The sequence below is a fragment of the Brucella pseudintermedia genome (assembly GCF_008932435.1).
Lineage (GTDB): Bacteria > Pseudomonadota > Alphaproteobacteria > Rhizobiales > Rhizobiaceae > Brucella > Brucella pseudintermedia.
The window spans coordinates 164,941-176,911 of the sequence record NZ_WBWE01000003.1 but is presented as its reverse complement, the minus strand read 5'-3'; the positions used below and the strand labels follow the sequence as shown (position 1 = coordinate 176,911).

Here is an 11,971-nt window from a genome sequence, read left to right as displayed (position 1 = left end):
TCTGAGCGCAGAAAACTCGATTCCTGTCACAGCGATATGACAGTGATGTTTATAGTGCGAAGGACAACTCTTCACACATATTCGAATGCCTGGAGCGCCGATCGATGAAGCATATCCGCGCGCTCCAGACGTTTCATTTTGATCCTTCTGGATTGGTGTTAAGCCACCAGTTCTACCTTCGGACCTATGTACCGCGATTGCGGGCGAATGAGCTTGCTTGTCGCGAGCTGTTCCCGGCAATGAGCGATCCACCCCATGGTTCTGCCCATTGCAAAGACACAAGTGAAAGCCTCACGCGGGAAACCCAGTTGCTCAAGCAAAAGAGCAGTATAGAACTCGACATTGGTTTCGAGAGGCCGATCCGGCTTGTGGCGCTTGAGAACCGCTATGGCTGCCTTCTCTACTGCCTCGGCCAATTCCACCCGATGCTTTCCGCGTGAATGCCCCAGGGCTTCGATGCTCTTTAACGCGGATTTCAGAGCGTCTGCACGCGGATCGCGCACGCGATAAACCCGATGGCCGAACCCCATCAACCTATCTCCATCGGCAATTGCCGATTCAAGCCACCATTCTGCGTTCTCGGGCTTGCCAATAGCATCGAGCATATCGAGTACCGGACCGGGAGCACCACCGTGCAAGGGCCCTTTCAACGCGCTGATTGCAGCGAGCAAAGAAGAGGTCAAACCAGCTCGTGTCGAGGCCACGACGCGTGCGGCGAATGTCGAGGCATTCAATCCATGGTCGCAGACCGTCATGAGATAAGTATCCAGTCCGGCAACTTCCACTTCATCAGGCATTGCCGCATTCATCATGCGAAGTATATCCGCACTATGCGGAAGTGTGGGATCAGGACGGACGGGACTCCGCCCCTTGCGCTCCCGTAAAATGGCAGTCGTGAAAACCGCCGGCGCGGCCATCAGATGCAGCGCGGCGGTGAGATCGTCCAGGTCCGGGATGCGCGCCATCAATGCGCGCAGTGCTTCCAGCGGCGGCAACTCCATCAATGCATCATCAAGAGCATCTGTATGATGAAATACCTGCAAGCGGGCTTCGCCGAGAGCCTTCTGAAGCTCTTTTCCTTTGGGAAGATCTTCGAAAAACCCGTCCCAAAGAAGCTCTATTCCGTCTTCGACGCTGCTATGCGGAACCAGATCGTCCAGCGATCGACCGCGAATAATCAGTCTGCCTGCAAGCCCATCAACGTCAGACAATACCGTTTCGGCAGCAACCACATCCTCAAGACCGCTATTCATGACAATTCTCCTTGTTTGCCTTTCGACTTTCTATCCAAGTATAATTGACGTCAATCTTGACGAAATCGATCAATGTTGGGACCAATAATGAACTGGCTAACAGCGGAAGAAGCACTCGCCATTCTTCAAACGAAGCCGCAAACTCTTTACGCCAATGTCAGCCGTGGCCGCATCCGTTCCAAGCCGCTGCCCGACGACCCAAGACGCAGCCTCTATAGATCCGAGGACGTTCAACGACTGGCAGAACGGCGTCCCGGGCGTAAAAGGGATAGCGTTGTTGCCGCCGACACCATTCGGTGGGGGCTTCCTATTATGCGTTCGGGCATCTCGACCATCGTCGATGGACGCCTGCTCTATCGCGGTTGCGATGCGGCTGAGCTGTCGGAAACTGCAACGTTGGAAGAAGTAGCCGCCCTGCTTTGGCAGATGAATTTCGACTATAGCGGCAGCACCCTTGCAGAGACGCGGCCAGCCAGACCTCAGCCATGTCCCGCACCGTTGGAACGGTTGTTTACTACCTTTGCCATTCGAGCGGCGAACGATCTGCCCAGTTCCGGACGTTCCACAGCAATTCTGCGGCAAGAGGCTTTCGGTCTCCTGCAATTGTTCCACAACACCGTTCTTGACGTTTCTTCATCCAATGTACCGATGCATCAACGCATTGCGTCGGCTTGGCAAAAACCGCAGGCAAGCGATGTGATCCGACGTGTATTGGTGCTTCTGGCCGATCATGAACTCAACGCGTCGGCATTCGGCACTCGCGTTGCCGCATCGACCGGGGCGCCGCTTTCCGCGGCAATTCTCGCCGGGTTATCAACCTTGATCGGCCCGCGGCATGGACGCGCCGCAACTGTCGCAACTGCAATCATCGCGCAAGCGCGGCAGATAGGCGCGGAGGCGACGATCAAGGACCTGCTCATGCAAGGCACGCAGTTTCATTTGTTCGGCCATCCGCTATACCGCGAAACGGGTGACGTCCGCGCTTCCGCCCTCCTGAAACATCTGGACCTGCCCGCGCCTTATCGCGATCTGGAACAAAGCGCTGCAGACATTCTCGGTGAGAAACCGAATGTCGATTTCGCACTCGCCGCAGTGACGGAAATCTATGGCCTGCCGCCAGATGCGCCGCTGTTTCTGTTTGCGCTCGGGCGTATCGCGGGCTGGCTCGCTCATGCGCTCGAACAGGTGGAGAGTGGATCTCTCATACGGCCAAGAGCAGAGTTTACACCTCCGCTGGAATAGCGAAACTCACCAAGTTTTGTTCTCTAGAAATGCAATTTCTCCCCTAAAAGGTGGACACATGATCCGATGAACCAGAATCCGGTTGATCAGACTGCTTGCTTGGTGGCATGACTTGAAAACTGAATGAAATGCGAGGGTGAAGCCGTGGACTTGGGCCTGAAAGGTCGAAAAGCAATTGTGTGCGCTTCTAGCAAGGGGCTCGGACGAGCCTGTGCAGAAGCACTCGCCGAAGCCGGGTGTGATCTGGTTATCAACGGGCGGAATGAACAAATCCTCGCAGAAACCGCGAAAGCAATCCGGCAAGCGTTTGACGTGAGAGTTGATGCCGTTGCCGCCGATGTATCCACCGCTGAAGGGCAGGCTGAACTGCTTTCCGCCTGCCCTGCGCCAGATATTCTCGTAAACAATAATGGCGGACCGGCCTTCAAGGATTTCCGCCTTCTCGACCGCGATGCGATCCTTCAAGGCGTTACCCAGAATATGGTCACCCCTCTGGAGCTGATCAAAGCCGTGATCGACGGAATGGTCGAGCGCCGGTTCGGCCGCATCGTCAACATAACATCGACATCTGTATACGCGCCTATCCCTGGCCTCGATCTCTCATCGGGAGCTCGCGCCGGGCTGACCGCGTTTCTTGCTGGCGTCGCCCGGACGGTCGCGGCCTCCAACGTCACGATCAACAATATTCTCCCGGGCGCATTCGACACGGATCGGCTTCGCAGCGGCTTCGCGTTTTCCGCCCAGAAGAATGGCACGACACCCGATGCGGAAGCCGCGAAACGAGCGTCGGCGATTCCTGCCGGGCGAATTGGCCAGCCGAAGGAATTTGGACAGGCATGCGCGTTCCTTTGCTCGGAACATTCCGGATTCATTTCCGGGCAGAATCTCGTTATCGACGGCGGCGCTTATCAGAGTGCGTTTTAACAGCACCAAACGATAGAGCTGCAAATTTGGAAAAACTCATTCTCGAAAACGGGCCTACTGAGATTTGAGCCGATAGACTAAGAACAATAATGGCCCAGTGTGCGGAAGTTATGAGCGAAAGCTGCGTGCAGAAGCGGGATGTCACCGTTTCCTGCACGTGCGAACAGGCTTTTGCCCTGCACAAAAGATTTTGGAAAGCGATGCGACCATGACCAAGAAAACCCCTTCCACTTCCCGTTCGGATTTCGATGAAGCAGCTTTGTTCTTTCACCGTTATCCGAAGCCCGGAAAGCTGGAAATTCAGGCGACAAAGCCCCTTGGCAACCAGCGAGATCTGGCGCTCGCCTATTCGCCAGGTGTAGCTGCTCCTTGCCTCGCGATCCATGAAGACCCCGCGACAGCTGCCGAATACACCGCCCGGGGAAATCTCGTCGCGGTCGTATCGAACGGTACTGCAGTTCTCGGCCTCGGCAATATCGGCGCGCTTGCTTCCAAACCGGTCATGGAAGGCAAGGCCGTCCTTTTCAAAAAGTTTGCCGATATCGACGTGTTCGATATCGAAATTGATGCGCATGAAATCGATCGCATTGTCGATGTGGTCGCTGCCTTGGAACCAACTTTTGGCGGTATCAATCTTGAGGATATCAAGGCGCCTGAGTGCTTCGAAGTTGAAGAACAGCTTCGTGAAAAAATGAACATACCCGTCTTCCATGACGACCAGCACGGCACGGCAATTATCGTTGCCTCCGCAGTGCTGAACGGCTTGGAACTGGCCGGCAAGAAAATCAGCGACGCCAAGATCGTTACATCCGGCGCAGGCGCTGCGGCGCTTGCCTGCCTCAATCTTCTGGTCAATCTGGGCGCGAAACGCGAAAACATCTGGGTTTGCGATCTCGAAGGCGTTGTCTACGAAGGCCGCAACACGCTAATGGATCGCTGGAAGGAAGTTTACGCCCAAAAGACCGACGCGCGTATTCTGGCCGATGTTATTGGCGGAGCAGACGTTTTCCTCGGCCTTTCGGCCGCTGGCGTGCTGAAGCCCGAACTGCTGCAGCAGATGGCTGAAAAGCCGCTCATCATGGCACTCGCCAACCCGAAGCCGGAAATCATGCCGGAAGAGGCCCGCGCGGCCCGCGCCGATGCCATGATCTGCACCGGACGTTCGGATTACCCCAACCAGGTCAACAACGTTCTCTGCTTCCCCTATATCTTCCGAGGCGCGCTTGATGTCGGCGCCACTGCAATCAATGAAGAAATGAAGCTTGCTGCGGTTCGCGCAATTGCCGCGCTCGCCCGCGAAGAACCTTCTGATGTCGCTGCGCGCGCCTATTCTGGCGATACGCCCACTTTCGGGCCTGACTATATCATTCCGTCGCCATTCGATCAGCGCCTGATTCTCCGCATCGCTCCCGCGGTGGCCAAGGCCGCGATGGAAACGGGCGTGGCGACGCGCCCAATTGAAGACATGGAGGCCTATCTCGACCGTCTCAATCGCTTCGTCTTCCGGTCTGGCCTCATCATGAAGCCGGTCTTTGCCGCGGCCCGCGCACAGGAAAAACCGAAGCGCGTTATTTATGCCGACGGTGAAGATGAACGCGTGTTGCGCGCAGCTCAGGTCGTAATTGAGGAGCGTATTGCCGCCCCGATTCTGGTCGGACGCCCGCAGGTTATCGAAACGCGTCTGCGTCGCTATGGTTTGAAAATCCGGCCGGGAACGGATTTCGAACTCATCAACCCCGAAGACGACCCGCGCTATCGCGACTATGTCGACCTTTACTTATCCTATACCGGCAGACAGGGCGTGACGCCCGAAGCCGCGCGTACCATCGTGCGCACCAACTCAACCGCGATTGCCGCCCTGGCCGTTATGCGTGACGAAGCGGACGCCATGATCTGTGGTCTTGAAGGTCGCTTCGAACGCCATCTTCGTGTGGTGCGCCAGATTATTGGCAAGGTTCCCGGCATCCGTGACTACTCGGCTTTGAGCCTGCTGATCTCGCAGCGTGGCGCCCTCTTCCTCACGGACACTTATGTCAACGTGGAACCGAGCGCAAATGAAGTCGCCGAAATGGCAATTCTTGCAGCAAAGGAAATCAGCCGCTTCGGTATCGAACCGAAAGCGGCGCTGGTGTCGCATTCGAATTTCGGGTCGAAAGAATCAGCCAGTGCGGAGAAAATGCGAGAAGCAGCGGCAATTCTCGCCGAAAAAGCGCCGGAACTGGAATCCGACGGTGAAATGCATGGTGATTCCGCGCTCTCCCAGGCGCTTCGCGACCGTGTGTTCCCGAATTCTCGCCTGAAAGGTGAAGCCAATCTTCTTGTCTTCCCTAACCTCGACGCCGCGAACATTACGCTGAATGTAGTCAAGATGGTTACAGACGCACTGCATGTGGGGCCAATTCTACTCGGAGCGGCGCGACCAGCCCACATTTTGACGCCTTCCGTCACCTCGCGTGGTGTCGTCAACATGACTGCGCTGGCAGTGGTTGAATCATTGCAGAAATCGGGCGAAACTCTCCGCAAAAAGAAGATAGGTAACAGAAACTAAATTAGTGATTTTTAATATAACAACAATATACGGCGAGTATATCTTCATATACTCGCCGTTAATTTTTATTTTACTGCGTTCTTGATACATGATTACATCGCTGACATATACGAGAAAATCATGTCTATTATTTCAACATACTCTAATAGAATTTTGTTTTACTCACTATTTTCGATAGTTTCAGGATCATTGGCTGGCTGTACGACCGTGCCGCCCGCAGAATTGTGTTCCCCCGCCGAACAGAAGCAGCTTAGAAAGCACCTTCTTGCTACCGAGTCTCTTCTTGATCGAAAAGAAGCTGACCTTGCTGTTTTACGAAAGAAAGCGATTCAGGATCGTTGTTCCGGAGGTTTGTTTACCCCCGTTGCCAAATCAGCCCAGTGTACCAAACTGCAGACCAAGACGGATCGACTGACAGCGGAAACACAAACCTTACGGGAGCGCGTTCACGAACTGAACATGACCCTCGCCGGGCGTCCATCAGCGTCTAAACATATCAAATCATGCAAGGCATCATGGGTTGTCATTCCCAAGAAAATCCAGTCGAAACCTATCCGCATTCCGGCGAAAAAGACCGAAACCACAGCCGGACCGAGCACCGAAATGGTCGCCACGGGTGCGTTACCTGTCTATACGACACCCGCTCCTGTCGCCGCCGATGAGGTGAACGATAAGCCCACTTCGACAGTGCTGACTCCAAATGGCTCGACTTATGTTGCACCCGTCACAACCACGCCGCCTGCGGAGCGCACCTATACTCCAAACACAAAAGTCAGGGTCGTCGGCTCAGAGTTCTTTCCAGACCAATCAGGACTAACAAGTCAGCCAACTCCGGCCCATGCGCCTGCCCCGTAAGCGCCAGACGCATGGGCATGAAAAGATTCTTGCCCTTGCGTCCTGTTGCTGCCTTCACGGCCTCTGTCCAGATTTTCCATGTTTGATGATCCCAAGGGGCCGGCGGCAGAAGGCTGAAAGCCTCCCTCAGGAAAGCGCGATCCTCATCGGAAAAAGCTGGCGTTTCGGGCAATTCGCCATCGACGATAGACCACCAGTGAGCAGAATCCTTGAAGCGGTCGAGATTTCCTCGTACCGCTAGCCAGAAGGGTTCCGCCTTGTCGCCGGAAATACCCAGCGCCGCCAAGCGTGGCTCAGCTTCTGGAAATGGCATCTCATGCAACAGGACGCGATTGAGCGTATCCAGTTCCGCGGGATCAAATTTCGCCGATGACTTCGATATCGAAGCCAGATCGAACCGCTCCGCCAGACTTTCCATATTGGGGGCAGCCGAGACACTTTCCGATGTACCGATCAGAACGGCCAGCGACGCTACTGCCATGGGCTCGAAGCCGCCTTCACGCAACGATCCGACAGAGAGAGCGCCAGTTCTCTTTGAAAGCCCCTCACCTGAAATTGTGGTCAGCAGATTGTGGTGGCCAAAAACCGGCGCTTTGGCACCCAGAGCTTCAAAAATCGCGATTTGCACACCCGTATTGGTCACGTGATCGTCCCCACGAATAATGTGCGTGATGCCGAGATCAATATCATCGACCACAGACGGCAGAGTGTAGAGATAGGTGCCATCCTCGCGTACCAGCACCGGATCGGACATTGAGGCCAGATCCACCGTCTGCGGGCCACGGACCAGATCGTCCCAATGTACATCGGTACGTCTGGTATTAAATGGATCAGTATCGAAATTTGGCAGCAGGAAACGCCAATGCGGCTTGCGCCCCTCGGCTTCGAAAGCTGCTTTATCTTCGTCGGTAAGTTTCAGTCCTTCACGGCCATATACGGGCGGCAAGCGACGGGCGAGGCGCAGCTTGCGGCGACGCTCCAGCTCATCCGCCGTTTCATAGCAGGCATAAAGCAGCCCAGCCTGCTTGAGCTTTTCGACTGCCTTGCCGTAAACATCGAAACGTTTTGACTGATATTCCACACGATCGGGTGTGATCCCCAGCCAATCGAGATCGACCGCAATTGCCTGCGCATACTCCTCTTTGGAACGTTCGACATCGGTGTCGTCGTAGCGCAGAATGAACTTGCCGCCATTCTTCTGTGCGAACAGCCAGTTTGAAAGCGCGGTGCGCGTGTTGCCAATATGAATATAGCCCGTCGGTGACGGAGCAAAACGAACGGTCACAGTCATCTTATTGTCTTTCAGCGGTCGCGGAAGCGGTTCGTTATAGGGTAGCGGCGATCGCGTCCGAAATTCTTCTTGGTAATTTTAACACCCGGCGCCGATTGGCGGCGCTTATATTCAGCCAGATAGAGCAAATGTTCGATCCGTTGGACGGTTTCAAGCGGATGCCCCCGTGCAGCAATCTCCGCGTTGCTCATTTCGTTTTCGACAAGACACTCAAGGATATCGTCCAGAACCGGATAAGGCGGCAAACTGTCCTGATCGGTCTGGTTTTCGCGCAGTTCGGCAGAGGGGGCCTTGGAAATGATATTCTGCGGAATCACTTCTCCTGACGGCCCAAGCGCGCCATGCGGCACATGGCTGTTACGCCATTCCGACATCGCATAGACCTGCATCTTGTACACGTCCTTGATCGGGTTGAACCCGCCGTTCATGTCGCCATAAAGTGTGGCATAGCCCACCGACATCTCAGACTTATTGCCTGTGGTGACGACCATTGAACCGAACTTGTTCGAAACCGCCATCAGAATGGTCCCGCGCGCGCGGCTTTGCAGGTTTTCTTCGGTGACACCGCTCTCGGTTCCTGAGAACAGCGGATGCAGCGCTTCAAGGAAGCCTTCGACCGGCGCAGCGATCGGCACGACATCGTATCGAACACCGAGCGCCTTTGCACAGTCGGCAGCGTCCTTCAGCGATTCGTCGGATGTGTAACGGTAAGGCAGCATGATGCAGCGCACGCGGTCCTTGCCCAAGGCGTCTACGCCCAGTGCCGCGCAGATTGCCGAGTCGATACCGCCCGAAAGCCCCAGCACGACGTCCTTGAAACCGTTCTTGTTCACATAATCCCGAAGACCCAGCATGCAGGCGGAATAGTCAGCCTCAAGTCCTTCTGGAAGAACCGCCTTCTCGCCCTCTTCGCAGCGCCAGCCATCATTTTCCCTGTGCCATACGGTGAGTGCGATCTGCTCCGCAAATTGCGGCATTTGCAAACAGAGCGACCGGTCGGCATTGAACGCAAACGATCCACCGTCGAAAACCAGCTCATCCTGTCCACCGACTTGATTGGCATAGACCATCGGTAGCTCTGTTTCTATCACTTGCTTCAGAACGACCTGATGACGTCGGTCCATCTTGGCTCGATGATACGGCGAGCCATTGGGAACGAGCAGAATTTCTGCACCACTCTCAGCCAGCGTTTCGGCAACACCGAGTTCGCCCCAAATATCTTCACAGATTGGTATTCCGATGCGAACACCGCGGAAATTGACCGGGCCGGGCATGGGGCCAGACTGAAATACGCGCTTCTCATCGAACTCGCCATAATTCGGCAGATCGACCTTGAACCGCTCGGCTAGGATCTCACCACCATCCAGCACAGCGATGGAATTGTGAAGGCCGCTCGCACGGCTGAGCGGCGTGCCAATAATGACGCCCGGCCCTCCGTCAGCGGTGTCATTCGCCAAATCACGGACAGCCTTTTCACACGCAGCAAGAAAGGATGGCTTCAGAACGAGATCTTCCGGCGGATATCCGGAGATAAATAATTCCGTAAACAGAATGAGATCGGCTTTCATTCTGGCCGCCTCGGCGCGAGCGGCGCGAGCCTTGGCCAGGTTTCCGGCGATATCGCCCATGACGGGATTGAGTTGCGCAACGGCAATACGAAGCATGGCGAGATTCTCGTGAGAGGCTAACATGTCCAAGCTTTAGCGCGCTTGGGCAAGCAAATGCAACGGATGCAATCAATCGGCGCGTTCTTTGTCAGGCGAGATACGTAGTGGCTAGAATATAACCCCAGACAACAACGACGAACAAAATGGAAATCAGGACAGCGAGCGACCCGCAGTCCTTTGCAATCTGAATTTCCTTATGAAAATCCCGGGAAACGGCATCACACGTCGCCTCGATGCCGGTGTTCAGCACTTCCACAAGGATAAGGAACAGGATCGAGCCGGTCATGAAAAGGAAAGCAAGCCAGGTCGGCGCAAGAAGGTACGCCACTGGCAGAGATAGAAGAAACAGCACCAGTTCCTGTTGGACGGCCTTTTCATGTCCGGCGAGATATTTCAGCGCCCGCATGGAATTAAGAAAAGCCAGAAAAATGCGCTGCATCGTTGCCCCTCAATCAAATTGGCTACAGTATCCGCCGGAGAACCGGAAACGACCATCAGAAAGCACACAAGCGCCCCGTGTGCGTTTTCGAATATACGGCGCTTGGCGGCAATCAATATGTAAGTTTTCCTGAAATGCAACAGGGCGGAGATTTGGAAATCTCCGCCCTTGCAGACTTTAGGACATACGAAACAGATCAGGCGCTCGCGACCTGCTTGTCAACGCCAGCATCGCGCTCCTTCTTGAGCAATTCAGCCAACAGGAACGCCAGTTCCAGAGCCTGATCGGCATTGAGACGCGGATCGCAATGCGTGTGGTAGCGATCGTGCAAGTCCTCAGCCGAAATCGCACGCGCGCCGCCAGTGCATTCCGTCACATTCTTGCCTGTCATTTCGACATGAATGCCGCCCGGATGCGTGCCTTCAGCACGATGGATCGCGAAGAAGGATTCCACTTCCTTAAGGATACGGTCGAACGGACGTGTCTTGTAGCCGCCGGCTGTGATCGTGTTGCCATGCATCGGATCGCAGGACCACACCACCTTGCGGCCTTCTTTCTCGACAGCACGAATAAGCTGAGGCAGATGATCGCCAACCTTATCGTAGCCGAAGCGTGCAATCAGCGTCAGACGACCAGCTTCATTATCCGGGTTCAGAAGATCAATCAGGCGAATGAGATCATCCGGCTGCAAAGACGGACCGCATTTGAGACCGAGCGGATTCTTGATGCCGCGGCAGTATTCGATATGCGCATGATCGGCCTGCCGGGTACGATCGCCGATCCAGATCATATGGCCAGACGTGCCGTACCAATCGCCAGAGGTGGAGTCTATACGGGTCAGCGCTTCTTCGTATCCAAGAAGCAGCGCTTCATGGCTGGTATAGAAATCGGTTTCGCGCAGCGAATGATTGCTGTCAGCCGTAATCCCGATTGCGCGCATGAAGTTCATGGTCTCGGAAATACGCTGGGCCAAAGCCGCATAGCGCTCCGCCTGTGGGCTTTTGCCGACAAACCCGAGCATCCACTGGTGAACGTTTTCCAGATTTGCGTAGCCGCCTTGAGCGAAAGCACGCAGCAGATTAAGCGTCGCCGCCGATTGACGATATGCCATGTCCTGACGCTGGGGATCGGGCGTGCGTGAGGCTGCATCAAATTCTATGCCGTTGATAATGTCACCACGATAGGACGGCAGCTCCACACCATTGAGCGTTTCCATGTCGGAGGAGCGCGGCTTGGCGAATTGACCGGCGATACGGCCAACTTTCACGACAGGCTTCGATGCGCCGAAAGTAAGCACGACGGCCATCTGGAGGAACACGCGGAAAAAGTCACGGATATTGTCTGCACCGTGTTCCGCAAAACTCTCGGCGCAATCGCCGCCCTGAAGCAGAAAGGCCTTACCTTCCGCGACCTCGGCCAGCTGCTGCTTAAGCTTGCGTGCTTCACCTGCAAAAACCAGCGGCGGATAGGTGCGAAGACGGGCCTCGACATCGTTCAGAGCCTTTGCGTCCGGATAAAACGGCACTTGCTTGATCGGTTTGCTTCTCCAGGAATGCGGGGTCCAGTTCTTCGTCATTTGAGCACCTGCTTGCTTCTATCCGCTCGATTTCTCTCGGATTGTATCCTCCTTACACGAAAGCCGGTATCCCTTAACGAACAGCCACATCTGATAAAGATGACAGCATGTCCCGGAAAACCGGCGCGCGTGGTCGCGCTGATATAATGCAGGCTGAGATTTTATGCCAGCAATAT

The 11,971-nt window shown here is 55.1% G+C and carries 9 protein-coding genes; 4 read left to right on the top strand and 5 right to left on the bottom strand.

Translation table 11 applies throughout. The features are described from left to right. Positions 1 to 158 precede the first annotated feature (158 nt). Complete coding sequence (locus F9K78_RS05405; RefSeq protein ID WP_121983200.1) at positions 159 to 1,253, bottom strand: citrate synthase/methylcitrate synthase; 1,095 nt, start codon at positions 1,251 to 1,253, stop codon at positions 159 to 161. An 87-nt stretch (positions 1,254 to 1,340) separates the two neighbouring features. On the opposite strand from F9K78_RS05405, the gene F9K78_RS05400 reads away from it, so the two are divergent. The 4 genes from F9K78_RS05400 to F9K78_RS05385 all read left to right on the top strand — a co-directional run bounded on the left by F9K78_RS05400 (position 1,341) and on the right by F9K78_RS05385 (position 6,822). Further along, positions 1,341 to 2,495, top strand: coding sequence for a citrate/2-methylcitrate synthase (locus F9K78_RS05400; RefSeq protein WP_121983201.1), 1,155 nt, complete (start codon positions 1,341 to 1,343; stop codon positions 2,493 to 2,495). Between the two features lie 144 nt (positions 2,496 to 2,639). Further along, positions 2,640 to 3,419 (top strand): SDR family oxidoreductase, encoded by a 780-nt coding sequence (locus F9K78_RS05395; RefSeq protein ID WP_121983271.1) that lies wholly within the window; start codon positions 2,640 to 2,642, stop codon positions 3,417 to 3,419. Positions 3,420 to 3,627: 208 nt separating this feature from the next. Continuing rightward, complete coding sequence (locus tag F9K78_RS05390) at positions 3,628 to 5,967, top strand: NADP-dependent malic enzyme (RefSeq protein ID WP_121983202.1); 2,340 nt, start codon at positions 3,628 to 3,630, stop codon at positions 5,965 to 5,967. Between the two features lie 120 nt (positions 5,968 to 6,087). After that, complete coding sequence (locus tag F9K78_RS05385; protein ID WP_121983203.1) at positions 6,088 to 6,822, top strand: hypothetical protein; 735 nt, start codon at positions 6,088 to 6,090, stop codon at positions 6,820 to 6,822. Here F9K78_RS05385 and gltX read toward each other — a convergent pair. The 4 genes from gltX to F9K78_RS05365 all read right to left on the bottom strand — a co-directional run bounded on the left by gltX (position 6,740) and on the right by F9K78_RS05365 (position 11,795). Beyond that, positions 6,740 to 8,113 (bottom strand): glutamate--tRNA ligase, encoded by a 1,374-nt coding sequence (gene gltX, locus F9K78_RS05380; RefSeq protein ID WP_121983204.1) that lies wholly within the window; start codon positions 8,111 to 8,113, stop codon positions 6,740 to 6,742. The two genes, F9K78_RS05385 and gltX, sit on opposite strands and share 83 nt — an antisense overlap. An 11-nt stretch (positions 8,114 to 8,124) precedes the next feature. Further along, the gene (locus tag F9K78_RS05375) at positions 8,125 to 9,804 is read right to left on the bottom strand and encodes an NAD+ synthase (RefSeq protein ID WP_121983205.1); all 1,680 of its coding nucleotides are present in this window, start codon (positions 9,802 to 9,804) and stop codon (positions 8,125 to 8,127) included. 64 nt (positions 9,805 to 9,868) lie between these two features. Beyond that, positions 9,869 to 10,219: a diacylglycerol kinase gene (locus F9K78_RS05370; protein WP_121983206.1), complete on the bottom strand. Its 351-nt coding sequence runs from the start codon at positions 10,217 to 10,219 to the stop codon at positions 9,869 to 9,871. 196 nt (positions 10,220 to 10,415) lie between these two features. Further along, on the bottom strand, positions 10,416 to 11,795 hold the full coding sequence (locus tag F9K78_RS05365) for a class II 3-deoxy-7-phosphoheptulonate synthase (protein ID WP_121983207.1): 1,380 nt from the start codon (positions 11,793 to 11,795) through the stop codon (positions 10,416 to 10,418). Between the last annotated feature and the right edge of the window lie 176 nt (positions 11,796 to 11,971).